The following is a 23,800-nucleotide window of genomic DNA, read 5'->3' as shown; positions in this document are numbered from 1 at the left end:
GGGCCGCATGGCGAAGGACAGGAAATCCGACAAGCTGAAACGCCTCGTGGCGGTGCAGCGCCATCTTGAGAAGATCGCCGAGAACGATCTGGCCGACACGACGCGCCAGCGCGCCGACGTCGGCGAATCGATGACGATGGTGATGGATGCGATCACGTCGCTGTCGGAGTTGCATCGTCCTTTCGCCCGCAATTATTCGGAACGGTTCTCGCGGCTGATGTTCCGCGATCAGCAGCTTTCCAACCTCCAGCGCACGCACGAATCGCGAATCCTGAAGGAGCGCACCAAGGGCGACCGGCTCGAGGAGCGGATGGAGGAGGCGCGCGGCCTTGAGGAGCGTGCTGCCGAGGACGAGGCCGTTTACGATCTTCTCGACATGACGCTGGCGAATTCGACGCCAGCCTCCAGCAAGCTTCGTTCGTCATAGTGCCTGCCACACCCTGCATGACAGGGCCTTGCGGCCCGCAGGAAGAGGTACAATCCGATTGAGCGCATGCAGCCGGCGGGCCCGGGCGGTCCGCCGTTGCATGCTCCATGCGAGGAAAGCGATATGGCGATTTCACCTCCGAGCGATCTCGTGCTCGATGTGGTCAAGGCGGCCGAGCCGAGCGAGATTCAGGCCGCGCGCGAGAAGCTGCGCAGCCGCGCGGCAGGGGCCGAGGCGACGCTGCTGGCCGGCACGGGCGCCGGCTTCGCGTCCACGGTCGGCACGGTCGACGGCGCTGCGTCCAAGGCGGGTCTCGGCAATGCGCATCCGGCATCGGCGAGCGCCGTTCCGGAGGTCTACCGTAAGTTCGAGGCGAGTGTTCTGTCGACCTTCATCCAGAACATGCTGCCGTCCGAAAGCGAAGAGGTCTACGGCAAGGGCTCTGCCGGCGAGTTCTGGAAGAGCATGATGGCCGAGCAGATGGCCAATGCCGTTGCGGAGCGTGGCGGCATCGGCATTGCCGAACAGCTTTTCTCCAGGCAGGTCGAGCAGATGCGCGACGGCACGCCGAACGCCACGACGGACGAGAATGACCGCAGGATGGCGCTTGGCAGCGTCATGGATTTCCAGCGCCGCACGCTCGGCGTCGGCGAGGATGAAAAATCCGTTGCGGAGAATACCTGAGAGCGCTGCATGAAGCGTCTCCCGGGCCAGGTCGTATCCGCCGAAAGGCGGGTCGAGGCGGCGTGCTGACGGGGCACTCCGTGAAAAAAGCAAAAAAAGGGCACAACATATGGAAATCGTATCCGGTGATTATCGCATCAAAACGGTCCTCGGTCGTCTTGAGGCGATAATCGACAACGAGAACCAGCGCATCGGCAAGGATCCGGAGTTCGACCTCAAGGTCTCGAATGCGCACAAGAGCCGTTGCCTTTATGAATTGACCATGTTGTTCCGCGATACGGACCCGCAGGAACTGGCGACGACCTATATCGGCCAGATGCACGAACTGAAGGGCAAGCTCGCTCTCAATGCGCGCCGGGTCGAGGCGCATCTGCACGCCGTGCGCGCGGTCGCCGATCTGCTGAAGAATGCCGAGCAGTCGGCCGACGGCGACGGCACCTACTCTCAGGAACAGTTCCGTCATAGCGAGATGTGATGCTGAAGCTCCTTCTGACAGGCATTTGGGTTTGCCTTGTGACGCTCGGGGCCGTCTGGTTCTCGATCGGGCAGGCGACGGCGCCGGTTCAGGGCGACACGGGGCCGAGGATCGACACCGAGCTGCTCCGGGGCGAGACGACCACCATCCCGCTGATTGCGGACGGTTCCGTTCAGGGATATTTCCTGAGCCGCGTTTCCCTCATCGTCGACAAGGCCAAGATCGGTGAAACGAAACTGCCGATGAAGGAACTGGTCACGGACAGCCTGTTCACGCTGCTTGTCGGCAACCCGGTCGTCGACGTGGCGCATGTCGAGCGTTTCGACCTCGCTGCCTTCAAGAGCCGCATCAAGGACGGTCTGAACGACCGTTTCGGTGACGGTATCGTGTCGGACGTGCTGGTCGAGCAGCTCGACTACCTGTCGAAGGACGACATCCGCATCAACACCAATGCGCAGCGGTCCGTCCGCCCGGGCTTGCAGATCACGCCGGGCGAAGCGGTCGCCGACCCGGCCCCCGCCGGCCACTGATATCCCCCTTATCCCGATCCGTCGCAAGACGGCCGCAGACGCGTATCTCCCCGCCCGGAGTGCGCGTCTGCGTCATTTCCACCGGGGGTCAAATCGACCGATAGGTTGCATTTTAGCGTTTGATTTAAGCCGTGTGAGACAGACGCCGCGGTAGACCGCTTCATAGCCTTCGCAAATGCCAGCATTCGACTGGCCGGATAAGGGAGGGGGGCATGAACATCGCGGTCAATTTCGGGATTCTGGCATCGAAAAGGGCGGTTCTCGACGTTCCGGTGTGCGATCTCGACTGGGATAGCGCGCTGGCCTTCACGAACCAGCTTGCCAATGTGCCGACGGGCCAGACGGTCATCGCGTTTCTCAATGCGCATAACGCCAACCTGATGATGAAGTTCGAGGACTATCACGAGCTGTTGCAGAACCAACTCGTTTTCCCGGACGGCTTCGGTCTCGATATCGCCTCCGCCCTGCTGCATGGCGAACCGTTTCCGGCCAATCTCAACGGCACGGATTTCATCCCCGCACTCATGACCTACATGTCGGCCGGAAAGCGGATCGGCCTGGTCGGCGCGACGCCGGAAGTGCTGGAGGACGCGGCCGGCGCATTCCGGCGCCGCTGTCCCTGGCACACGTTCATCCCCGTCAGCGACGGCTATCTCGACCACGAGAAGAGCCTGAAGGTGATCGAGAAGATCGAAACGCTCGGGCTGGACGTGCTGGTCGTCTGCATGGGAACCCCGCGCCAGGAGCGCTGGGTCGCCAGATATATCCGTCCCGAACACGCCAGGCTGGTGATGACAGGCGGCGCGCTGTTCGATTTCGTGTCCGGCAGGGTGCCGCGCGCCTCGCACCTGTTGCGCAGCCTGCGGCTGGAATGGGCCTATCGCTTCTGGAACGAGCCGCGCCGTCTGGCGGGCCGCTATCTCGTGGGCATCCCGATCTTCTTCTTTCATCTCCTGCGCTTCCGCTTCGGCAAGCGGGCGCTGCCGTCCTACATGCGACTTGCCGAGCCTCTGCTGAAGCCGACGGAGAAGAGCAAGCCGGAACGACCCCCGCTCGACATGGCCGTGGGCAAGCAGAGGGGCGCTGCGCGTTAACCAAATATTTGCCATGAAAATTTAAACTGGGTTAACCATGACCGTCGGCACGCCCGACGACCAGACCCAGGCGGCAGATATGTATGACCCCGCGGAACAAGGCAGACGGCGCGATCGCGGCTTTCCCGATCGAGAGATCGCCCGCGACGATGTCCGGACGTTCGAAACGGCCAACGGCAACCGCAAGCCGCGCCGGGAAAGAAGCATGGCTTTCTCCCTGCTCTTCCTGGCATCGGCGGCCCTCGGCGGTGCTTCGCTTCCCTTCACGTTCGGCGAAATGTTTCCCCGTTCCTTCACATCGACCGCAGTGGTCGGCATTGATGCAAGCGAGGCCGTCGATGCGCTGGCGTCCGGCCTGAAGAGCGATGCGAGCCTCGATCGCGTCGCCGTGTCGCTCGATCTGTCGCGCGAACCGCTGCTGGCCGCTGGGGCGCCCGGAATGCTTGCCGTCGCCGCCGATCTTCTGGCTGGAACCGAAAAGACGGTCTCGAACCCGGACGACGCGCTGCAACGGACGCTTGCCGGTTCGCTCTCCGTCATGCCCGATCGTTCGGCGGGCCGGCTGTCGCTGGCCGTGACCACGCCGAGCCCGGTTCTGTCCGAGCGGATCGCCAATGCGTTCGCCGAGGAGAGCCTGTCCCTGGCGGCCGGGCAGGCGGTCGAGAAAACCTATGGATTGACCGCCGCCCGCAAGGCCGCCGAAGACGCGGAGCAGGCGCTGGCCGACCATGTGGCAACCAAAAGCACCGGCGATCTGGATGCCGCCGCCCGCCTTGCCGCCGAGATCGCCGGGCACGATGCCGATATTGCCAGCCGCGAGGCGATGCTCGCGGCCCTGAAGGACGAAAGCACCCGTATCGGCGCGCTGAAGGTTTCGGACGACGCTCCCGCGGCATCCGATCTGGGGATCGACGCACCGGGTTTCGACGACGCCCGCCAGAAATATATCGCGGCCAAGCTCGATTACGAGCGCCTCGCGGTCGACCTCGGGCCACGCCATCCCCGGCTTCTCGCCGCCCGCGGTGCAGCGGACGACGCCCGCAATCGTTTTCGCGATGCGCTGGGCAAGCTGGAGGCGGGCTACAAGGAAAAGGTGCAGGCGGCCAGCCGGGCGCTCGACCAGGCGAAAGCCGAAAGACAGCGGCTGGAAAGCGGCCCGGCGGAAAACGGTCAGGACCTCGAAAAGCTCGAGGCCCTGAAGGGCGAGGCCGACCGCCTGCGTGCCGGCTATCTCGACAAGCTCGACGCCAGCCGCACATCGCCGTCACCGGTGCCGGCCCGCATCCTGGCGCCGGCCCATGCGCAAACCGTGATCGTCAACGGCGTCTCGCCGCTCATGGTTTCCCTTGCCGGCGCGGCAACCGGCCTTCTGATAGCCTTCGGCTGGCTCTGTCTTTCCGCCCGCCGCCGGACGGATGATGCGGACGTTGAGCCTGCGGAGGTTCGGCAGAGCGCGGAACCCCATCCTGCGCCCCGGCACCGCCCGGACGACGAATACGGCTACGACGACGAGGAAGACGGTGGGGATGGCGCGTGGGGACCGCCGCCGGCTCAGAACGACGATATGCCGCTGGCCGAGCGTTTGCGCGCGGTTCTGCGGCGCAGCGCCGAAATGGACCGGCACGAGGCGATGCCGGATCCGCTGACCGGCCGCGAGGCCGAGATCGAGGCGATCCGCCGCCGCATGGAGGCCCTGAAGCACCGCGTGAGAGCCTATCAGGCGGGCAGGTCGTCCTCTCGCTTCTGACGTGCCGAAAAGTCTTGCATTCTCCGCTGTTTGGGACCATAGCCCGGAAGGATTGAAAGGCCCCAGTCAGGAGAAACGCCCATGACCACGGTAATCGACGGCAAGACAATCTCGGCCTCCGTCATCGAGGCAGTAACCGCTTCCGCAACGGCTCTCGAACAGGAGACCGGCATTCGCCCCGGTCTTGCGGTTGTCATCGTGGGCGACGATCCGGCCAGCCATGCCTATGTCGCCTCGAAGGGTCGCATGGCCAAGCAGTGCGGCTTCCACTCCGTCCAGCATACGCTGCCGGTGGAAACGACGCAGGAAGCGCTCCTCAAGCTGGTCGGCGAACTCAATGCCGATCCCGCGATCCACGGCATTCTCGTGCAACTGCCGCTGCCGAAGCATCTCGATTCCGAACCGGTCATCCAGTCCATCCTGCCGGAAAAGGACGTGGACGGCCTCCATGTCGTCAACGCCGGCAAGCTCGCCACCGGCGATCTGGAAACGGGGCTTCTCTCCTGCACGCCCGCCGGGTCGATGCTGCTCGTGCGCACGATCCACGGCGCCGATCTCTCCGGCCTCAATGCAGTCGTCATCGGCCGCTCGAACCTGTTCGGCAAGCCGATGGGGCAATTGCTTCTCAACGCCAATGCCACGGTGACGATGGCCCATTCGCGTACCAGGGATCTGGCTGCGATCTGCCGCACCGCCGACATTCTGGTGGCCGCGGTCGGGCGTCCTCACATGGTGAAGGCGGATTGGGTGAAGCCCGGCGCGACGGTGATCGATGTCGGCATCAACCGGGTTCCGGCGCCCGACAAGGGCGAGGGCAAGACCAGGCTCATCGGCGACGTGGCCTATGCCGAGGTTGCCGAGATCGCCGGTGCGATCACGCCGGTTCCGGGCGGCGTCGGCCCGATGACCATCGCCATGCTCATGGCGAACACCGTCATCGCGGCCCATCTGATCCTCGGGCGCCCGCGGCCCCGCTTCTGACAGGCCGAAGGCTGCGGCGCATGAAGAATGAGCGGCCCCGAAGGGCCGCTCGGACGACTGACAAAGGGCGTATCGCTCTCTTTCGTCGTGGTCGGGCCTGGACCCGACCATCCACCGCGCTACGTGCGGCGTGGACCCTCGGGTCGAGCCCGAGGGTGACGAAGGAGAGGGGTGTCAATACGCTGAGCGGCCCCGAAGGGCCGCTCGTCGCAAGGGGCATGTCTTGGGAGGAAGTCATGCCTTGCGATAGCTGTGTCCGTCGGCGTCGAAGAGATGCAGCTTGCCTGCGTCGGCGGTGAAGGTGAGCGTCTTGCCGCGCACGTCGCGCACGATGCCGGGAAGCTTGACGACGACCGGATCCTCTCCCGACAGTTCCTCCAGATGCAGCAGCGTCACCTCGCCCAGCGCCTCGACGATGCCGATCGTGCCGGAGAACAGCGCGTGCTCGCCCTCGGTTGCGATGCGGAGGTCTTCCGGCCGGACGCCGAAACTGGCTTTCCGGCCCTTGTGGTCCGGCGGGGTGGCAATATCCAGCGATATGTTGCGGTCGCCGCCGAGCGAGACCGTGGTCGTCGGCCCGGCTTCGACAATCGTAGTGGGCACGATGTTCATGGCCGGCGAGCCGATGAACTTCGCCACGAACAGGTTCGCCGGGTGCTCGTAGAGTTCGAGCGGCGCGCCGACCTGCTCGACACGGCCGGCCGAAAGCACCACGATGCGGTCGGCAAGCGTCATGGCCTCGACCTGATCGTGCGTCACGTAGATCATCGTCGTATCGGGCATGGATTCGTTCAGTCTCGCGATCTCGATGCGCGTGGCGACGCGCAGCGCCGCGTCGAGGTTGGAGAGCGGCTCGTCGAACAGGAAGACCTTCGGATTGCGGCAGATGGCTCGGCCGATGGCCACGCGCTGGCGCTGGCCGCCGGAAAGGGCCTTCGGCAGGCGGTCGAGATAGGGTTCGAGCTGAAGCTTCTCGGCGGCGGAGCGGACGCGGCGGTCGATTTCGGCCTTGTCCTCGCCGGCGATCCGCATTCCGAACGCCATGTTGTCGTAGACCGTCATATGCGGGTAGAGCGCATAGGACTGGAACACCATCGCGATGCCGCGCTTGGACGGCGGCACGTCGTTGACGCGTTGGCCCTCGATCTGCATCTCGCCGGCGGTGATGCCTTCCAGCCCGGCGATCATGCGCAGAAGCGTGGACTTGCCGCAGCCGGACGGCCCGACGAAGACGACGAACTCGCCCTTTTCGATCTGAAGGTCTATGCCGTGAAGCACCTTCACGGGTCCGTAGGACTTGCGGATATCCTTGAGCACCAGCCCGGTCATGAGAGCCTCCCTGTCTTTCTTATACATGCCGGGCGAAGAAGCCGCCCCACGCCGGAAGCTCGACCGTGCCGCCTTCGAGGTTGCCCGCCAGACCGTGGTCGTCGAGAACCGTCCAGTCGCCCGGCGGCAGCGGAAGGCGCGCCGTCGTCTCGCCCATGTTGAACAGGCAGAGCAGCTTTTCGCCGTCATGCGTGCGGGTGAAGCCGAGCACGTTGTCCGTTACCGGCAGGAAGCGGATGTCGCCCTTGACAAGGGCGGGGTGCTGCTTGCGGAAGGCGAGGAACGTCCGGTAGTGCTCCAGAACCGATCCTTGCGTGCCCTTCTGGGTGTCGACCGAGCGCGAGAGGTGCTCGACCGGCACCGGGAGCCAGGGTTTGGGAGCCGAGGAGAAGCCGCCGTTCAGGCTGCCCGATTCCCAGACCATCGGCGTGCGGCTTCCGTCGCGTCCCTTGAAGGCCGGCCAGAATTCGATGCCGTAGGGGTCCTGAAGGTCTTCGAAGGCGAGGTCGGCTTCCGGCAGCGCCAGTTCCTCGCCCTCGTAGATGCAGACCGAGCCGCGCAGGCTCATCAGCAGCGAGGCGAAGAGCTTGGCGAAGCCGTCGATATCCTCGACGCCGTCGCCCCAGCGCGAGACATGGCGCATGACGTCGTGGTTGGAGAAGGCCCAGCAGGCCCAGCCTTCCGGCGCGGCGGCGGCGAAGGCGTGCAGCACCTCCGCCACCGAAACCGGTGTCGGGCGCTCGGGGGCGAGGAATTCGAAGGCGTAGCACATGTGCATCTTGTCGCCGCCGGAGGTGTATTCGCCGACGATCTCGAGGCCGCGCTGGCTGTCGCCCACTTCGCCCACGGCGGCGATCGCCGGAAACTCGTCGAGTACGGCGCGGAAGCGTTTCAGGAATTCGAGGTTCTCCGGCCGGTTCTTGTCGTAGAGATGCTCCTGGAAGTTATAGGGGTTCACCGCCGGCGCCGTGTTGGCGTTGCGCCGTTCCGGCTCCAGCGCCGGGTTGTCGCGAAGCTGCTGGTCGTGGAAGTAGAAGTTGATCGTGTCGAGGCGGAAGCCGTCGACGCCGCGCTCCAGCCAGAAGCGGGTCGCGTCGAGAAGCGCGTCCTGAACTTTCGGGTTATGCAGGTTGAGGTCCGGCTGCGACGTCAGGAAGTTGTGCAGGTAATACTGCATGCGATCCGGGTTCCATTGCCATGCCGAGCCGCCGAAGATGGAAAGCCAGTTGGTCGGCGGCGTGCCGTCCGGCTTCGGATCGGCCCAGACATACCAGTCGGCGCGGGCATTGTCGCGGTCCTTGCGGCTTTCCTGAAACCACGGATGGTCGCTGGACGTGTGCGATATGACCAGATCGATCATGACGCGGATGCCGAGCCGGTGGGCTTCGGCGACCAGGTCGTCGAAATCGGCAAGCGTGCCGAAGATCGGATCGACGTCGCAGTAATTGGAGACGTCATAGCCGAAATCGCGCATGGGCGAGGTGAAGAACGGCGAGATCCAGATCGCGTCCGCGCCCAGTTCGGCGACGTGGGGCAGGCGCGAGGTGATGCCCTTGAGATCGCCGATGCCGTCGCTGTTCGAATCCTGGAACGAGCGCGGATAGATCTGGTAGATCACCGCGCCGCGCCACCAGTCCTTGTCCGCAGTCAGAATGGAAGAAGAGGTCATGCGATTTTCCTGTTCCTGATGATGTTCTCAGCCGCCCTTGACCGACCCCGCCAGCAGGCCGCGCACGAGGTAGCGCTGCAAGGCGAAGAAGACGAGGAGCGGGACGATGATGGTGATGAAGGCGGAGGCCGTCAGGATTTCCCAGTTGCCGCCGCGCGAGCCGAGCAGCGCGTTCAGCGCCCCGGTCAGCACGAGCTGGTCCCCGGATGTGCCGAGGAAGACCATCGCCACGAGCAGGTCGTTCCACACCCAGAGGAACTGGAAGATGGAGAAGGACGCGAGCGCCGGGAAGGATAGCGGCAGCACGATCCTGACGAAGATCTCGAAGTCGGACGCGCCGTCGACGCGGGCCGATTCGATGATTTCCTTCGGCAGGCCGGCAATGTAGTTGCGCAGCAGGTAGATGGCGAGCGGCATGCCGAAGGCGGTGTGCGCCAGCCAGATCCCGGCATAGGTTTTCGACGGCACGCCGAACAGCATGCCGATGCCGTTATACATCCGCAACAGCGGTATGAGCGACATTTGCAGCGGCACGACGATGAGGCCGACGACGACGGCGATCAGGATCGCCCGGCCCGGAAACTCCATCCACGCCAGCGCATAGGCGGCGAAGGCCGCGATCAGGATCGGGATGACCGTCGCCGGGATGGTCACGGTCAGCGAGTTGACGAAGGCGTTGCCGATGCCCTCGGCGTTCAGCACCGTGCGGTAATTGTCGAACGTGAAGGCGGGCGGCGTCACCACCGTCAGGTAGACGCGCCTGCCGCGCTCGCCGTCGAAACTCGTCGGCTTGCGGTATTCGTAGGTGCCGTCGGCATGGACGGTCAGCGTTTCGCCGTCGCCCACGTCGACCGTTTCGCCGGCCGGAAAGGCGCCGGGCTCCAGAACCCGCGTGCCGAAGGCGGAAACCGTCTTGTCGCCCTCGACCAGCGTTCCGGAGATCACGTAGCCGGTGCCGTCCTGCCGCTGCGCGGAGGGTTCGGCAAGGCGCACGGCCTCGGTCTGGGTCGCGCCCGCAAAGGCGGTCCACCATCCCGAAACGGTAATCTGGTCCTTGTCGCGCAGGGAGCTGACGAGAATGCCGAGCGTCGGCAGGAGCCAGAGCAGCACGATGACAAGCACGGCGAAATGCACGAACAGGCGGGGAAAGCCGGTGCGGCGCAGGGATTGTGCGATGTCCATGTCAATGGCCTCCGTTCTCGCGGTTCGCCTGGCGGATGTTCCAGATCATGATCGGCGTCACGGCGGCCATGATGATCAGCGCGATCACCGCCGCGCGGCCGGAATCGCCGCCGCCGCGGAACATCCAGTTGAACATCAGGTTGGCGAGAACCATCGTGTCCCACTGGCCGTTGGTCATGGTCAGGACGATATCGAAGACCTTGAGGACGAGAATGGTGATCGTCGTCCAGACGACCGCGATCGTCCCCCATATCTGCGGCACCATGATCTTCCAGAAGATCTGCCAGCCGCTGGCCCCGTCGATGACGGCCGCCTCGACGGTCTCTTCCGGAATGCCGCGCAGCGCCGCCGACAGGATGACCATCGCGAAGCCGGTCTGGATCCAGACGAGAATGGCCATCAGGAAGAAGTTGTTCCAGAAGGGCAGGGCGATCCACACCTGCGGGTCGCCGCCGAACCACGTCACGACGGCGTTGAGAAGGCCGATCTGCGTGCCGGAGCCGCGATATTCGTAGATGAATTTCCAGATCACCGACGCGCCGACGAAGGAGATCGCCATCGGCATGAAGACGATGGACTTGGCGATGTTGCCCCACCAGATGCGGTCGGTCAGGACGGCAATGACGAGGCCGAGGAAGGTGCAGGCGGCGGGCACGACGGCCAGCCACAGCACGTTGTTGAGGATGGAGCGGCGGAACTCGCGGTCGAAGACGGCCCAGCGATAGTTGTCGAGGCCGACGAAACTCGTCCCGGTGCGGTCGTAGAAGGACAGTATGACGGTGGCGATCACCGGATAGACCAGATAGACCGCGAGCAGGACGAGGGCCGGCCCCAGGAACAGCCAGGGCCGGACGACGGCCCGGCGGTTGAGGTTGCGCGATGCCGTCATGATGTCGCGGCCGCGCACCGGCAGCGCCGCGTTCAGCAGCCGGTCGGACAGCCAGTAGTAGGCGGCGCAGGCGAAAACGCCCGCGATCATGATGCCGATGGCCGAAACGATCTGTCCTGCCATGTCCCTCCCTCTCCGTTCGTGAACGGGCGGGCTTGCACCGCCCGCTTGCCCTGAAGCTTAGTTCAGTCCGTCCCAGGCGTTCTGAATTTCCGTTGCGGCCTGCTCCGCCGATTTGCCGCCGACGAAATCGACCATGCCGGTCCAGAAGGCGCCGGCGCCGATCTGGCCGGGCATCAGGTCGGAACCGTCGAAGCGGAAGGTAGTGGCCGTCGTCAGGATCTCGCCCTGCCGGCGCATCTGTTCGTTGGCGTAGGCTTCCGGTTTCGCCGCCTTGTAGGGCGTCAGGAAGCTCGACTGCGCCATCCACACTTCATGGGCGATCGGGGTCTTCAGGAAGTCGATGAAGGCGCGTGCGGGCCGGGTGTCGCGGGTTATGGAAACCAGCGTGCCCGCGCCGAGAACCGGTTTGCCGAGGTCGGCCTTGGACGCATAGGGCGGCAGGTAGAAGAAGTCGACATCCGTTCCCAGCTCGACACCTTCCGGGAAGAAGGAGGGGACGAAGGACGCCTGTCGGTGCAGGTAGCATTTCGGCGGAATGGTGAACAGGCCCTTCGGGCTGTCGCGGAAGTCGGTCGAGGCCACGGCTGCGACGCCGCCGTCCACATATTTGCTGTTCTTGGCGAACTTGCCGAATTCCTCGATGGCGGCGACGATTTCCGGCGCGTTGAACTTGATCTCGTTGGAAACCCACTGGTCGTAGACCTCCGGAGGCTGCTGGCGCAGCAGGATGTCCTCCACCCAGTCGGTCGCCGGCCAGCCCGTCGCGCCGCCGGAGCCGAGGCCGATGCACCAGGGGGTGCCGCCATCGGCGACGATCCGGTCGCTCAGCTTGAACAGGTCTTCCATTGTTTCGGGGATTTCATAGCCGGCTTCCTCGAAATTTTCCGGCACGTACCAGACCATCGACTTGAGGTCGGCCTTGAACGGGAAGGCGAAATAGGCCTCGACGCCGTCCCGGCCCTTGTAGGTGCCGTAGTTCACCCAGCTTTCGCCGGCGCCGTAGTTTTCCTTCACCCAGTCGGCCACGTCCTGTCCGAGCGGCACGAGGAAACCCTTGGCGGCAAGGTCGGCGTAAAGGCCCGGCTGCGGCAGGATGGCGATATCCGGCGGCGAGCCGGCCTGTGTGTCGATGACGATCTGCTGCTCGTAGTTTTCGGAGGAGGAATAGCGCACGTCGATGCCCGTCGCATCGGAAAAATAGGCAAGAACCGTGCGGAACAGCGCCTCGTCGTCGCCGCGCCAGGGGCCGAAGATGGTCAGCGTCTGGCCCTTCAGGTCGGCATGGGCCTGCTTGAACGCCTCGTAGCTTGCCCAGTTCAGCCGCTGGTCCTCGCCCGGCGTGAACTTCAGCTCGGCCGCCGCAGCCGGCATCGCGAGCAGGGCGAGCGCCGCAACTCCCGCCTTCAGGTGAAACTTCATCAGGATGACCTCCCCGTCATTCGTGCTGTACCGAAACCACAGTCGAAATCGTGTACGCCCGGCTCCCTCTCAAAGCGCTTTGACCCGTCAATTCACATTTCCTCTTCATGCGAGTCAAGCCTTTTCAGGTGTTGTACCCGGGCAACCTTTTGCCTTGCGGTCTCTTGATGTTGTTTGTTGAGAAGGTTAGGCGCGATGGTGGACAAGTCCAGTATGTGACAGTGTGCGGGTGGGATTGAGTCGCGCGTATTTCTGTAGCCGCCGGGGGAGGACGGATGAATCTGAAGCAGCTTTCGGAAATGCTGGGCCTGTCGCAGACGACGGTGAGCCGTGCCCTGAACGGTTTTCCGGAGGTCAGCGAGGCGACGCGGCAGCGGGTTCTGGCCGCCGCGGAAAAGACGGGCTACCGTCCCAACAAGGCCGCCCAGAGGCTGGCGACCGGGCGGGCGCGCTCCATCGGTCTCGTCATGCCCACCTCGTCGGAGCATCATTTCGACGTTCACTTCGGCGAATTCCTGAGCGGCATCGGCGAGGTTGCGCTGAAACACGACTTCCATTTCGTCATCATGCCCGCCGACCCCCACGACGAGGAAAAGGCGATCCGCCGCCTGGCCTCGTCCGGCAGCGTGGACGGGCTCTATATCGGCTATCTGCGCGCCGGCGATCCGCGCATCGCGACGACGCGGTCGCTCGGCCTGCCGTTCATCGTGCATGGGCGTTCCGCCGGCCTGCCGGAGGATTATGCGTTTCTCGATATCGACAACGAGGCGGTGTTCCGCGATGCGGCCGACCACATGATCGACCTCGGACATCGCCGCTTCGGCCTGATCAACGCGCCGGAAGAATTCGATTTTGCCTTGCGGCGGCGTCAGGGGGCGGAAAACCGGCTGCGCGAGGCGGGCATCGCGCTCGACCCTTCGGCCTGCCTTGCCGTTCCGATGACGGACGACCAGGGCTATCGCGCCATGAACGCGCTTCTCGACCGGCCCGCCCGGCCCACCGCCGTCCTTTGCTCGTCCACCGCGCAGGCGCTCGGTGCGGTGAGGGCCATCTATGCCCGGGGATTGAAGCTTGGCCGCGACATCTCGCTCACCACGCATGACGACGATCTGCCGCTTCTCAAGCCGGAGAATTTTTCCGTGCCGTTGACGACGACGCGCTCCTCGCTGCGCGCAGCCGGTGTTCGCATCGCCGAACGTCTGATCGGCGTGATCGAAAACGGACGGGAGCCGGACCTTCAGGAAATCTGGCATGCCGCTCTGGTCCGGCGGGCCTCGACCGGCCCCGTGCCGGATTGATACGCGGCGGTTTATCCGGCGCTCGAACCCTCTGTTAAAATTTCGGTGCTAAACATCCGGTAGCATACACGGAGGCCGGGTCGTGAGTAATTCCAAGGCTGCGCTGGGGCAGCCCTATCTGAACAAGGAAGAGTCCTTCATGTACGATCGTGAAGCACGCTTTCCCATGCAGGAAACGCGCAATGCGGCGCGCATCGAATATACCGAAAAGGGCGTCATGCACTTGGCGGCGCGCCGGTGCGATATTTTGCAGATTTCGCAAAGCACGGCGATCCTGGGCCTCATGACCCAGTATCATGTGCCGAACCAGTTCTATCTCGACATTCCCGATGCACGCATCACCAAGATCGGCTGCGTGCTGATGAAGACGCTGGCCAACAACCGCATCGAGGTCCGTTTCCTGCGCCTTCTGACGGACAAGGAAATAAACCGCATTTTCGTCTACAGCACGCATCCGGCCCATAAGGACTACGTGCTCGACGTCCGCGCCTGAAGAGGCGCGGCCCGTCGCCAGGGCAATTGCGTGAAACGCTGAACCGCCCTACGCGAACAGCACGCTCGCACCGTGGTCGGCCGGGCCGGCGTTGCGCCGGAACGAGGCGAAAAGCTCGCGCCCCAGCCCGAATTCTTTCGCCGAAAGGTCCGCTTCGACGTGCGGCCGTGCGGCGAATTCGGCGGCATCCACCAGCACTTCGAGCGTTCCGGCCACGGCGTCGAGACGAATCAGGTCGCCGTCGCGGATCTTCGCGATCGGCCCGCCGTCCACCGCTTCCGGCGTGACGTGGATCGCCGCCGGCACCTTGCCGGAGGCGCCGGACATGCGGCCGTCGGTCACGAGCGCGACCCTGAAGCCGCGGTCCTGCAACACGCCGAGCGGCGGCGTCAGCTTGTGCAGTTCCGGCATGCCGTTCGCCTTCGGCCCCTGGAAGCGCACCACGGCGATGAAGTCCTTTTCCAGCTTGCCGGCCTTGAAGGCGTCCTGGATTTCCTGCTGGTCGTGGAAGACAATGGCCGGCGCCTCGATGACGTGGCGGTCCGGCTTCACGGCGGAGACCTTGATGACGCCATTGCCGAGATTGCCGGTCAGCATCTTCAGCCCGCCATTCGGCTGGAACGGCGCTTCGATGGGAGCCAGAACCCTGGGATCGGCGCTGACGTCGGAGATCGGCTCGCGCCTGACCGTGCCGTTCTCGCCGAGCCTGACGTCGATGGCGTAGGCCTCCATGCCCTGGCCGAAAACGGTGCGCACGTCGTCGTGCAGCAGGCCCTTCTTCAGAAGCTGGGCGATGAGGAAGCCCATGCCGCCGGCCGCGTGGAAGTGGTTCACGTCGGCAAGGCCGTTCGGATAGACGCGGGCCAGCAGCGGCACGATGTCGGACAGGTCGGAAATGTCCTGCCATGTCAGCATGATGCCTGCCGCCCGCGCCATCGCCAGCAGGTGCAGCGTATGGTTGGTCGAGCCGCCGGTCGCGTGCAGGCCGACGACGCCGTTGACGATGGAGCGCTCGTCGATCATCTCGCCGGCGGGCGTATATTCGTTGCCAAGCGCGGTGATGGCCAGCGCGCGCTTCGTTGCTTCCTTCGTCAGCGCGTCGCGCAGCGGCGTGCCGGGATTGATGAAGGAGGCGCCGGGCATGTGGAAGCCCATGATTTCCATCAGCATCTGGTTGGAATTGGCCGTGCCGTAGAAGGTGCAGGTGCCGGGGCCGTGATAGGATTTCGATTCTGCCTCCAGCAGTTCCGCGCGGCCCACCTTGCCCTCGGCGTAAAGCTGGCGGATCTTCGCCTTCTCGTCGTTGGGCAGGCCGGAGGTCATCGGCCCGGCGGGAATGAAGATGGCCGGCAGGTGGCCGAAGGTAAGCGCCGCGATGGTCAGCCCCGGGACGATCTTGTCGCAGACCCCGAGATAGACCGTCGAATCGAACATGTTGTGGGTCAGGCCGATGCCGGCGGCCATCGCGATGAGATCGCGCGAGAAAAGCGAAAGCTCCATGCCGGGCTGGCCCTGGGTGACGCCGTCGCACATGGCCGGAACGCCGCCGGCCACCTGGGCGACGCCGCCGGCCTCGGCCGCGGCCTGCCGGATCAGCGCCGGATAGGTTTCGAACGGCTGGTGCGCCGACAGCATGTCGTTGTAGGAGGTGATGATGCCGAGATTGAGCGCGCTATCGCCGGCCAGCGCCTCTTTCCCGGCGGGGGAACAGACGGCGAAGCCGTGCGCCAGGTTGGCGCAGCCGAGAACGGAGCGCTGCACCTTCTTGTGGGAAGCGGAGCGCAGGCGATCGAGATAGATGTCGCGGGTCGGCCTCGAGCGTTCGACGATGCGCTTCGTGATGGACATGATGCGAGAATCGGCGGGCATGACGGCGTCCTTTCTTCAAAGCGCTTCAAGTGACGGGAAGACCGCTGAAAGCGCTGGAACGTTGGATCGAATGGCGGCGGCGCTCAGGGCGCCCAGAAAATCTCGAGCGGCGTGAGCGAGCGGTTCAGCACGGCGCGGATCGGCATGTCCTCCTCACGGCCTTCCGCCCGGGCGGCCTCGAGCACGCGCTTCTTCTCCTCACCCTCGATGTGGAGAGCGAGAAAACGCGCATCGCGCAGCGCGCTGAAGGTGAAGGTCAGCCGCGGCTCGCCCGCGTCCGGCGCCCGTATGGTCACGACGCCGCGCGTCGCGGCGGCATCGAGTGCTTCGGCGAGATTGTCCCCGCCGGGGAAGAACGAGGCCGTATGGCCGTCGGTTCCCATTCCCAGGATCGCCACGTCGAACGGCTCGTCGATGCCGCAGGTTTCCCGGCTTGCGAGGACGGCTGCTTCCTCCGCCGTCCTGCCGGCGTGGTAAAGCGGCACGAAGCGGGCCTTTGCGGCCGCGTTCGTCAGAAGATGCGCGGCGAGCAGGTTATGGTTGGAACGGTCGCTTTCCGGCGGCACGAAGCGTTCGTCGACGAGCGTCACCGTCACCTTTTCCCACGGCAGTGGCCGCGTGGAAAGCGTGGCGAAGAACAGTTTCGGGGTCGAGCCGCCGGACACGGCAAGGCTCGCCCTGCCGCGTGCCTTGATCGCCGCGGTCAGGGCGCCCGCCACTGCGTCGGCCAGCGCGTCTGCAAGCGCCTGCCTCGTCTCGAATGAATGGAAATGCTCCATGTCGTTTCCTTCCTGCGCGGGCGCTCAGTCCGCCTCGTGCCAGGTGCGGCCGTCGCGTTCGATCAGGGCGATGGAGCCGCTCGGGCCCCAGGTGCCGGCGGTATAGCCCTGAACCGACTGGCCGGTGGCTTCCCAGCCCTTCAGGATCGGGTCGACCCATTGCCAGGCGGCTTCCACTTCGTCGCGGCGCATGAACAGCGTCTGGTTGGCGCGGATCATGTCCATCAGCAGGCGTTCGTAGGCTTCGGGGTTGCGCTCCTTCTCGAAGGCTTCCGCAAAGCTCATGTCGAGCGGCACATGGCGGAAGCGCATGCCGCCCGGTCCCGGTTCCTTGATCATCAGCCACTGTTTCACGCCCTCGTCGGGTTGCAGGCGGATGACCAGCGTGTTCGCCTCGATGCGGCCGATGGAATCGGTGAAGATCGAGTGCGGGATCGGCTTGAACTGAACGACGATTTCGGACATGCGCGTCGCCAGGCGTTTGCCGGTGCGGATGTAGAACGGCACGCCCGCCCAGCGCCAGTTGCCGATCTCGGCCTTGATCGCGACGAAGGTTTCGGTGTTGGACACGCCGCCTTCCAGTTCGTCCAGATAACCCTTCACAGGCCCGCCGGCGGAGGCACCGGCGCGATACTGGCCGCGCACCGTCATTTTCTCGGCATTGGCGGCGGTGATCGGCTTCAGTGCCCGCAGGACCTTCAGCTTCTCGTCGCGCACCGCCTCCGATTCCATCGAGGAGGGCGGCTCCATCGCCACGAGGCAGAGAAGCTGGAGAATGTGGTTCTGCACCATGTCGCGCAGCGCACCGGCCTTGTCGTAATAGCCGGCGCGGCCTTCGAGGCCGACCGATTCGGCCACGGTGATCTGGACATGGTCGATATGAGCCGAATTCCACAGCGGTTCGTAGAGCGCGTTGGCGAAGCGCAGGACCATGAGGTTCTGCACCGTTTCCTTGCCGAGATAGTGGTCGATGCGGTAGATCTGCTCTTCCTTGAACACCTTGCCGATCGTGTCGTTCAGGTCGAGCGCGGAGGCGAGATCGCGGCCGATGGGCTTTTCCACCACGATCCGCGTTTGCTTGGTGATCAGCTTGAAATCGCGGATCTTTTCCGAAATATCCCCGAAAAGTGCCGGCGACACGGCGAGATAGAAGGCGCGGATGCGGTCCTTGCCTTCTTCCAGCAGCGCCTTGAGATCGGCCCAGCCCTCGCTCGATTTCGCATCGACCGGCACGTAGAACAGGCGCGAGCAGAAGGTGGCGATCTCCGCCTCGTCGTATTCTTCCGCCTGCAAATGCGTCTTCAGGGCCTCGCGGGCGAAGGTCCGGTATTCCTCGGAGGTCATCTGCGCGCGGGAGGCGGCGATGATTCGGGTCGGGTTGGTGAACTGCCGGGCGAGCTGGCGATGATAAAGAGCCGGCAGGAGCTTGCGCTCCGCGAGATCGCCGGTGCCGCCGAAAACGACGCAATCGAAGGGATCGACGGGAATGATCTGGATGGTCATGCGTTTTTCTTCTCCGGAAAAGAATATCGACATTGTAATCTAATCGATTTAAATACGCCAGTGTGCAACGCAACAAAATTCGCCGACGCCGTTCGCTCCGGCGTCAGCCGCGGGCGTATCCAACAACCCCGGCACCCGCCGGCAGGTCTCTTGCGGCGGGCCGAACCGTGAAAGCGAAACACGCCGGAACCGCCGGAAAAACACGTGCGGTGGAAGGATCGCGGGCCGGCACGCAACGGGAATCGCCACGCCGCCGAAAGCGACTATCACTCTATGGTGCCAGAATATGGAGGCCGTATGAAGCGGCGTCGCGCGGAGCCTCGGACGCCTTGTTCAGAACCTGTCCCTCAGGGCGTACCAGGAAAGCGCGAGGAAAAGCAGCGGCGCGCGCAGCTTCGGCCCGCCGGGGAAGGGGCCGACCTTCAGGTCCTTCAGCAAGTCCAGATCGGGGCTCTTGCCCAGCACCGCCTCGGCATAGAGCCTGCCGCAATAATTGGACAGCATGACGCCGTGGCCGGAATAGCCGCCGATGGAGACGACATGCGGCATCACCTCGCGCACGAAGGGCCGGCGCGGCATGGTGATGCCGACCGACCCGCCCCAGGCATGGGTGAAGGCGATGTCCTTCAGCGCCGGATAGAGTTCCGTGACCTGCCGGTGGATATGGACGGACATATCGGTCGGATGGTCGGCGGTATAGGCCTCGCGCCCGCCGAACAGCAGGCGGTTGTCGCGGGTCTTGCGGAAATAGCGCACCACGAAGCGTGAATCGGCCACCGCTTCCTTGCCGGGCAGCACGTCGGGGAAGTCGTCGAGCGGAACGGTGGCGCCGATGAAGGAGCGGATCGGCATGACATGCGCCGCGGTGACGGGTTCGAGCCGCTCGATATAGGCGTTGGTGGCGATCAGCGCCTTGCCGGCCGTGATCGTGCCGCTGGCGGTGTCGATCTCGACCCGGCCGGACTGCGAACGGATCGCCGTTGCCCGCGTGTTCTCGAAAATGGCGGCGCCGGCGGCGCTGGCGGCCCTCGCCAGGCCGATCAGCAGCTTCATCGGCTGGATATGGCCGGTGCCCATGTCGCGCACGCCGCAATAATAGCGGTCCGAGCCCAGCCGCTCCGCCGTCTCCTTGCGGTCCATATAGGTGGAATGCGGATAATCGTAGCGTGTCGCGGCGATCTCGGCATTGGCCTGATAATCACGCTCGTGACCCGGCTTGTGGGCGACGTTCATCTGGCCGGGCAGGTAGTCCATGTCGATGCCGTTCTCGGCGGCGAAATCGAGCACGTGCTTCTTGGCACCTTCGGCGAGATCGAACAGTGCCCTGGAGCGCTCGTAGCCGAGTGTCGGTTCCAGTTCCTCCGGCCACCAGCGCTGGCCGGTGCCGAACTGGCCGCCGTTGCGGCCCGAAGCGCCGTCGCCGCAGCGATGCGCCTCGATCAGCATTACGGAAACGCCGGCCTTCGCCAGCGCATAGGCCGCCTGCAAGCCGGTGAAGCCGCCGCCGATGATCGCGACGTCGACCGTCGCCGACCCGTCGAGCGCGGGAAAATCCGGCCGCTCGCCGGCATCGGCCTGATACCAGGAGATTCCCGGCGCGATCGGGCTTTGCCACAGCATCCGTGCGCCTCACACGTTGAGAAGCAGGAATTCCCGCTCCCACGGGCTGATCACCTGCATGAAGGTCTCGAATTCGGCGCGCTTCACGCCCGCATAAAGGCCGATGAATTCCGCGCCGAGCACATCGGCCAGCGCCGTTTCGCCTTCGAGAAGCGCCACGGCTTCCAGAAGGCCGCGGGGCAGCTCGATCAGCCCTTCATTGGCCGTGTCCTCGGTCGGCGGCGTCGGCTCGACCTCGTTGATGATGCCGAGCCAGCCAGCGGCCAGCGAGGCCGCGAGCGCCAGATAGGGATTGGCGTCGGAAGAGGGCAGGCGGTTTTCCACGCGCCGCGCCGCCGCATCCGAGACGGGCACGCGGAAGGCGGTGGTGCGATTGTCGTAGCCCCAGGCGGTGTTGACGGGCGCGGCCATGTCCGGCGTCAGGCGGCGATACGAATTCACGTAGGGCGCCAGCATCACCAGCGCGGCCGGCACGTATTTCTGCATGCCGCCGATGAAGTGGAAGAATTCGGGCGAGGGGCCGCCTTCCGGCAGCGAGAAGATGTTCTTGCCCGTCTTCGCATCCACCACCGACTGGTGGATGTGCATGGCCGAGCCCGGCTGGCCCTGCATCGGCTTGGCCATGAAGGTGGCGTAGATGCCGTGTTTCATGGCCGCCTCGCGGATCGTGCGCTTGAACATGAACACCTGATCGGCCAGCGCGATCGGGTCGCCGTGGCGCAGGTTGATCTCGAGCTGCGCCGGCCCTTCCTCATGGATCAGCGTGTCGATTTCGAGGCCCTGCCCCTCGGAGAAGTGGTAGATGTCGTCGATCAGCTCGTCGAACTCGTTGATGCCGGCGATGGAATAGCCCTGGCCGCCGACGATCGAGCGGCCCGAACGACCTTTCGGCGGATGGAGCTGGTAGTCGGGATCCTCGTTCTTGGCGACGAGATAGAACTCGATCTCCGGCGCGACGATGGCTTTCCAGCCCTTGCTGGCGTACAGGGACAGAACCCGCTTCAGCACGTTGCGCGGCGTATAGGGCACCTCCTGTCCGACGGAATTCACCACGTCGCAGATGACCTGCGCCGTCGGATCGGTTTCCCAGGGGACGGAGGAGAGCGTGGAAAGGTCGGGCACCAGCTTCAGGTCGCCGTCGCGCGGCTCGTAGCGGAAGTTCGCCGTTTCCTCCGGATAGTCGCCGGAGATCGTATGGCGGTAGAGCGCCGAGGGGAGCGCCAGAGAGGTGTTTCCGGTGAATTTGGAACTCGGCATCATCTTGCCGCGCGGCACGCCGGCGAAGTCGGGCGTGATGCACTCGATGTCTTCGATGCCGCGGACGCGCAGCCATTGCGCGGCTTCCTTCCAGTTCGTCACGCCGCGCGGCTGATCGTAGGTCGGCTGGGGGATTGCAGTTTTGGTAGAGGACTTGATGGGAGCGCCGGATTTGCGTTTGGCGGGCATGGATCACCGGTTTGATGTTTCGGTTCGTGCCATGATAGACGCGCCATGACGCATTTGGCGAGAGGAAAACGGCGATTCGGTCGCGGGAAAGGGCTGGCCTTGGTTCACAGACGGGATGCGATCGTCATCGGCGCGGGAGCCGCCGGCATGATGTGCGCGCTGACGGCGGGCCGGCGCGGCCGGCATGTGGCGGTTCTCGATCACGCCGCCGCGCCGGGCGAGAAGATCCGCATTTCCGGCGGCGGGCGCTGCAATTTCACCAATGTTCATGCCGGTCCGAAAAACTATCTTTCCGCCAACCCGCATTTTGCCAAGTCGGCGCTCGCCCGGTTCAGGCCGGCGGATTTCATCGCGATGGTCGAGGCCCACGGCATCGCCTGGCATGAAAAGACCCTCGGCCAGCTTTTCTGCGACGGCAGCGCCCGCGACATCATCGCGATGTTCCTCAAGGAGCTTGCAGCAGTGGGCGCGACGCTTCACCTGAAGCAGTCGGTGGTCTCCGTCGAAAGGACGGACGGGCTTTTCCGCGTGCGGACCGAAACCGATCTGTTCGAGGCGCCCGCGCTGGTGGTTGCAAGCGGCGGCAAGTCGATCCCGAAAATGGGTGCTACCGGCCTTGCCTACCGGATCGCCGGGCAGTTCGGCCTCGCTGTGCTCGAAACCCGGCCCGGCCTCGTGCCGCTGACGCTCGATCCCGCATTTCTGGAAAAGATCGCGCCGCTGGCGGGCGTCTCCGTCGATGCCGAAGTCCGCCACGGCAGGACGGCCTTCCGGGAGGCCCTGCTGTTCACCCATCGCGGCCTGTCCGGGCCCGCCATCCTGCAAATTTCCTCCTACTGGCGGGAAGGCGACGAGATCGCCATCCGCATCGCCCCGGATGTCGATTTCGCGGAGGTCCTGAACGCGGCGCGCCGGGAAAACGGCCGGCAGTCCGTCGCCACGGCGCTGGCCGCCGTCCTGCCGAAACGGCTTGCCCAGTTCTTCGCCGCCGAAACCGGCGCCGAAAGGCCGCTTGCGGAACTGTCCGGCAAGGCGCAGGCCGCGCTCGTCGCCCGCCTCGGCGACTGGCGCATCCGGCCGGCGGGGTCGGAGGGCTATCGCACGGCGGAAGTGACGCTCGGCGGCGTGGATACGGCTGGCCTCGATTCCCGCGACATGCAGGCGAAGGCCGTGCCGGGCCTCTATTTCATCGGCGAATGCGTCGACGTGACGGGATGGCTCGGCGGCTACAATTTCCAGTGGGCCTGGGCCTCGGGTCATGCGGCGGGCGAGGCGGTGTGACGCCTTTCTTCGGAGAAGCGGGATCGTCTCCCCGCCGGGGATTCACACGATCTTAAATTTTGGCGCGGAAGCTCGAAGGTCAGCCCGGCTTCGCGGCCGCTTCATGACGATAGGCTGGCCCGCCCTTTGCGGCATGATCGAGATCACCCGTTTCCGGGAAGGAACGCCCATGACCAGATCGCATCGCCGTGCCCGCGCCATCGCCGTCGCCGAAATCCGCGACCGGAACACGCCGCACCTTTGGCGTCTGACGGGGCTTGCCGCCGCAGCGCTCTGCGCCTGGCACCTTTTCCTGCCGCTTTGAGCTGTCCGGAATTGCGCGGAAACAAATAGCTGGCGCAACGGTTGCGGCTGCCGGAAACGAATGAGACCGCGACGGCAGGGCCGTCGGCGGTCTCGTCGTCCTCCTCAGGAAAGCCGGTCCTTTCGACGCGATTCCGCATCGTTTTCCGGAATGGGGCATCGGCCCGGTTACGGGCCGGGCCGATGGGTTTCAGAAACGGATTCAATGGAAAACGGGAGATTTTCCAGAGGGTTCTGCGCAAATCCGTCCCCGAGGTCTGGCGGCTCATGGCAGGCCGCCAAAGGGTAATTCTTCAGGCCGCCTCGCTGCGGACATTGGCCAGAATGACCGGGATCAGGAGATCGCCCCAGTTGCCGTCGCCCCCGTGGTGCCGGGCCGAACGCACCAGTTCGACGGAAACGCCGGCATCGACGGCCTTCATGATCGACTGGTTCAGGCGATGCAGGTCGTTGGCAACCATGCGGATCGTCGCCTGCTGATCGCTGTTCATCGCGGACGCCTGCTCCTCGGCACGCTCCTTGACTCGGGTCTGCGGGGTCATGGCACTTCTCCTCTTGTATGACCGGGTTCTTGTCGGCCGCGCAACGGGCCTGTCGGAACCCGTTGCGTCGCCGCACTGTCCGTCTCCTCCCGAGCGCTCCGCATGGGAACCGTCTTG

The 23,800-nt window shown here is 64.8% G+C and carries 22 protein-coding genes; 11 read left to right on the top strand and 11 right to left on the bottom strand.

What is annotated here, in order from left to right:
- The first annotated feature begins 7 nt into the window (after positions 1 to 7).
- From NOF55_RS17090 to folD, 7 genes are all read left to right on the top strand, one after another.
- On the top strand, positions 8 to 427 hold the full coding sequence (locus NOF55_RS17090; RefSeq protein ID WP_306409886.1) for a hypothetical protein: 420 nt from the start codon (positions 8 to 10) through the stop codon (positions 425 to 427).
- Positions 428 to 550: 123 nt separating this feature from the next.
- Positions 551 to 1,111 (top strand): rod-binding protein, encoded by a 561-nt coding sequence (locus NOF55_RS17085; protein WP_306409887.1) that lies wholly within the window; start codon positions 551 to 553, stop codon positions 1,109 to 1,111.
- Positions 1,112 to 1,220: 109 nt separating this feature from the next.
- Positions 1,221 to 1,586 carry a hypothetical protein gene (locus tag NOF55_RS17080; protein ID WP_306409888.1) on the top strand — a complete coding sequence of 122 codons (366 nt, stop codon included), beginning with the start codon at positions 1,221 to 1,223 and terminating at the stop codon, positions 1,584 to 1,586.
- Entirely contained in the window at positions 1,586 to 2,116 is a 531-nt protein-coding gene (locus tag NOF55_RS17075; protein WP_306409889.1) for a hypothetical protein, read from the top strand. The genes NOF55_RS17080 and NOF55_RS17075 overlap by 1 nt, the downstream gene beginning before the upstream one ends.
- 212 nt (positions 2,117 to 2,328) lie before the next feature.
- Positions 2,329 to 3,210 carry a WecB/TagA/CpsF family glycosyltransferase gene (locus NOF55_RS17070; RefSeq protein ID WP_306409890.1) on the top strand — a complete coding sequence of 294 codons (882 nt, stop codon included), beginning with the start codon at positions 2,329 to 2,331 and terminating at the stop codon, positions 3,208 to 3,210.
- A gap of 205 nt (positions 3,211 to 3,415) precedes the next feature.
- Positions 3,416 to 4,957, top strand: a complete 1,542-nt coding sequence (locus tag NOF55_RS17065) for a GumC domain-containing protein (protein ID WP_306409891.1) — start codon at positions 3,416 to 3,418, stop codon at positions 4,955 to 4,957.
- Positions 4,958 to 5,038: 81 nt separating this feature from the next.
- Entirely contained in the window at positions 5,039 to 5,938 is a 900-nt protein-coding gene (gene folD, locus NOF55_RS17060; RefSeq protein ID WP_306409892.1) for a bifunctional methylenetetrahydrofolate dehydrogenase/methenyltetrahydrofolate cyclohydrolase FolD, read from the top strand.
- Positions 5,939 to 6,172: 234 nt separating this feature from the next.
- Here folD and NOF55_RS17055 read toward each other — a convergent pair whose 3' ends face one another.
- Genes NOF55_RS17055 through NOF55_RS17035 form a run of 5 tightly spaced genes read right to left on the bottom strand, consistent with a single transcriptional unit; the run spans position 6,173 to position 12,549 of the window.
- Positions 6,173 to 7,267, bottom strand: coding sequence for an ABC transporter ATP-binding protein (locus tag NOF55_RS17055; protein ID WP_306409893.1), 1,095 nt, complete (start codon positions 7,265 to 7,267; stop codon positions 6,173 to 6,175).
- A 19-nt stretch (positions 7,268 to 7,286) separates the two neighbouring features.
- Entirely contained in the window at positions 7,287 to 8,936 is a 1,650-nt protein-coding gene (bglA, locus tag NOF55_RS17050; protein WP_306409894.1) for a beta-galactosidase BglA, read from the bottom strand.
- A 27-nt stretch (positions 8,937 to 8,963) separates the two neighbouring features.
- Entirely contained in the window at positions 8,964 to 10,118 is a 1,155-nt protein-coding gene (locus NOF55_RS17045) for a carbohydrate ABC transporter permease (RefSeq protein ID WP_306409895.1), read from the bottom strand.
- Position 10,119: 1 nt separating this feature from the next.
- Positions 10,120 to 11,130, bottom strand: coding sequence for a carbohydrate ABC transporter permease (locus NOF55_RS17040; protein ID WP_306409896.1), 1,011 nt, complete (start codon positions 11,128 to 11,130; stop codon positions 10,120 to 10,122).
- Between the two features lie 57 nt (positions 11,131 to 11,187).
- Entirely contained in the window at positions 11,188 to 12,549 is a 1,362-nt protein-coding gene (locus NOF55_RS17035; protein WP_306409897.1) for an ABC transporter substrate-binding protein, read from the bottom strand.
- Positions 12,550 to 12,824: 275 nt separating this feature from the next.
- Between NOF55_RS17035 and NOF55_RS17030 the strand changes: the two genes are divergently transcribed.
- Complete coding sequence (locus NOF55_RS17030; protein WP_306409898.1) at positions 12,825 to 13,847, top strand: LacI family DNA-binding transcriptional regulator; 1,023 nt, start codon at positions 12,825 to 12,827, stop codon at positions 13,845 to 13,847.
- Positions 13,848 to 13,986: 139 nt separating this feature from the next.
- Positions 13,987 to 14,340, top strand: a complete 354-nt coding sequence (locus tag NOF55_RS17025) for a hypothetical protein (RefSeq protein WP_306410189.1) — start codon at positions 13,987 to 13,989, stop codon at positions 14,338 to 14,340.
- 48 nt (positions 14,341 to 14,388) lie between these two features.
- Here the strand turns inward: NOF55_RS17025 and edd are convergent, their stop codons facing one another.
- The 5 genes from edd to NOF55_RS17000 form a co-directional block, all read right to left on the bottom strand.
- The gene (gene edd / locus NOF55_RS17020; protein ID WP_306409899.1) at positions 14,389 to 16,209 is read right to left on the bottom strand and encodes a phosphogluconate dehydratase; all 1,821 of its coding nucleotides are present in this window, start codon (positions 16,207 to 16,209) and stop codon (positions 14,389 to 14,391) included.
- An 83-nt stretch (positions 16,210 to 16,292) separates the two neighbouring features.
- Positions 16,293 to 16,988 carry a 6-phosphogluconolactonase gene (gene pgl / locus NOF55_RS17015; RefSeq protein ID WP_306409900.1) on the bottom strand — a complete coding sequence of 232 codons (696 nt, stop codon included), beginning with the start codon at positions 16,986 to 16,988 and terminating at the stop codon, positions 16,293 to 16,295.
- Between the two features lie 24 nt (positions 16,989 to 17,012).
- Positions 17,013 to 18,491, bottom strand: coding sequence for a glucose-6-phosphate dehydrogenase (zwf, locus tag NOF55_RS17010; protein ID WP_306409901.1), 1,479 nt, complete (start codon positions 18,489 to 18,491; stop codon positions 17,013 to 17,015).
- A gap of 333 nt (positions 18,492 to 18,824) precedes the next feature.
- Complete coding sequence (locus NOF55_RS17005) at positions 18,825 to 20,111, bottom strand: NAD(P)/FAD-dependent oxidoreductase (RefSeq protein ID WP_306409902.1); 1,287 nt, start codon at positions 20,109 to 20,111, stop codon at positions 18,825 to 18,827.
- Between the two features lie 9 nt (positions 20,112 to 20,120).
- On the bottom strand, positions 20,121 to 21,557 hold the full coding sequence (locus NOF55_RS17000; RefSeq protein WP_306409903.1) for a glutamine synthetase family protein: 1,437 nt from the start codon (positions 21,555 to 21,557) through the stop codon (positions 20,121 to 20,123).
- Positions 21,558 to 21,602: 45 nt separating this feature from the next.
- On the opposite strand from NOF55_RS17000, the gene NOF55_RS16995 reads away from it, so the two are divergent.
- Both NOF55_RS16995 and NOF55_RS16990 read left to right on the top strand, forming a co-directional pair.
- Positions 21,603 to 22,838 carry a BaiN/RdsA family NAD(P)/FAD-dependent oxidoreductase gene (locus tag NOF55_RS16995; protein WP_370868892.1) on the top strand — a complete coding sequence of 412 codons (1,236 nt, stop codon included), beginning with the start codon at positions 21,603 to 21,605 and terminating at the stop codon, positions 22,836 to 22,838.
- A gap of 169 nt (positions 22,839 to 23,007) precedes the next feature.
- Positions 23,008 to 23,142 carry a hypothetical protein gene (locus tag NOF55_RS16990; RefSeq protein ID WP_306409905.1) on the top strand — a complete coding sequence of 45 codons (135 nt, stop codon included), beginning with the start codon at positions 23,008 to 23,010 and terminating at the stop codon, positions 23,140 to 23,142.
- Between the two features lie 292 nt (positions 23,143 to 23,434).
- On the opposite strand, the gene NOF55_RS16985 is transcribed toward NOF55_RS16990, so the two are convergent.
- Entirely contained in the window at positions 23,435 to 23,683 is a 249-nt protein-coding gene (locus NOF55_RS16985) for an SMc00767 family acetate metabolism repressor (RefSeq protein WP_306409906.1), read from the bottom strand.
- Between the last annotated feature and the right edge of the window lie 117 nt (positions 23,684 to 23,800).

This window comes from Ectorhizobium quercum, from assembly GCF_026552795.1.
Classification (GTDB): domain Bacteria; phylum Pseudomonadota; class Alphaproteobacteria; order Rhizobiales; family Rhizobiaceae; genus Ectorhizobium; species Ectorhizobium quercum.
This window is presented reverse-complemented; position numbering and strand designations above follow the sequence as displayed.

Coding starts and splice junctions, on each gene's coding strand:
- NOF55_RS17075 (WP_306409889.1), top strand. CDS start 1,586: ATGCTGAAGCTCCTTCTGACAGGCATTTGGGTTTGCCTTGTGACGCTC.
- NOF55_RS16985 (WP_306409906.1), bottom strand. CDS start 23,683: ATGACCCCGCAGACCCGAGTCAAGGAGCGTGCCGAGGAGCAGGCGTCC.
- NOF55_RS17005 (WP_306409902.1), bottom strand. CDS start 20,111: ATGCTGTGGCAAAGCCCGATCGCGCCGGGAATCTCCTGGTATCAGGCC.
- NOF55_RS16990 (WP_306409905.1), top strand. CDS start 23,008: ATGACCAGATCGCATCGCCGTGCCCGCGCCATCGCCGTCGCCGAAATC.
- NOF55_RS17090 (WP_306409886.1), top strand. CDS start 8: ATGGCGAAGGACAGGAAATCCGACAAGCTGAAACGCCTCGTGGCGGTG.
- NOF55_RS17045 (WP_306409895.1), bottom strand. CDS start 10,118: ATGGACATCGCACAATCCCTGCGCCGCACCGGCTTTCCCCGCCTGTTC.
- folD (WP_306409892.1), top strand. CDS start 5,039: ATGACCACGGTAATCGACGGCAAGACAATCTCGGCCTCCGTCATCGAG.
- pgl (WP_306409900.1), bottom strand. CDS start 16,988: ATGGAGCATTTCCATTCATTCGAGACGAGGCAGGCGCTTGCAGACGCG.
- NOF55_RS17030 (WP_306409898.1), top strand. CDS start 12,825: ATGAATCTGAAGCAGCTTTCGGAAATGCTGGGCCTGTCGCAGACGACG.
- NOF55_RS17040 (WP_306409896.1), bottom strand. CDS start 11,130: ATGGCAGGACAGATCGTTTCGGCCATCGGCATCATGATCGCGGGCGTT.
- NOF55_RS17085 (WP_306409887.1), top strand. CDS start 551: ATGGCGATTTCACCTCCGAGCGATCTCGTGCTCGATGTGGTCAAGGCG.
- NOF55_RS17070 (WP_306409890.1), top strand. CDS start 2,329: ATGAACATCGCGGTCAATTTCGGGATTCTGGCATCGAAAAGGGCGGTT.
- NOF55_RS17055 (WP_306409893.1), bottom strand. CDS start 7,267: ATGACCGGGCTGGTGCTCAAGGATATCCGCAAGTCCTACGGACCCGTG.
- NOF55_RS17035 (WP_306409897.1), bottom strand. CDS start 12,549: ATGAAGTTTCACCTGAAGGCGGGAGTTGCGGCGCTCGCCCTGCTCGCG.
- NOF55_RS17025 (WP_306410189.1), top strand. CDS start 13,987: ATGTACGATCGTGAAGCACGCTTTCCCATGCAGGAAACGCGCAATGCG.
- edd (WP_306409899.1), bottom strand. CDS start 16,209: ATGCCCGCCGATTCTCGCATCATGTCCATCACGAAGCGCATCGTCGAA.
- bglA (WP_306409894.1), bottom strand. CDS start 8,936: ATGACCTCTTCTTCCATTCTGACTGCGGACAAGGACTGGTGGCGCGGC.
- zwf (WP_306409901.1), bottom strand. CDS start 18,491: ATGACCATCCAGATCATTCCCGTCGATCCCTTCGATTGCGTCGTTTTC.
- NOF55_RS17080 (WP_306409888.1), top strand. CDS start 1,221: ATGGAAATCGTATCCGGTGATTATCGCATCAAAACGGTCCTCGGTCGT.
- NOF55_RS17065 (WP_306409891.1), top strand. CDS start 3,416: ATGGCTTTCTCCCTGCTCTTCCTGGCATCGGCGGCCCTCGGCGGTGCT.
- NOF55_RS17000 (WP_306409903.1), bottom strand. CDS start 21,557: ATGCCCGCCAAACGCAAATCCGGCGCTCCCATCAAGTCCTCTACCAAA.
- NOF55_RS16995 (WP_370868892.1), top strand. CDS start 21,603: ATGACGCATTTGGCGAGAGGAAAACGGCGATTCGGTCGCGGGAAAGGG.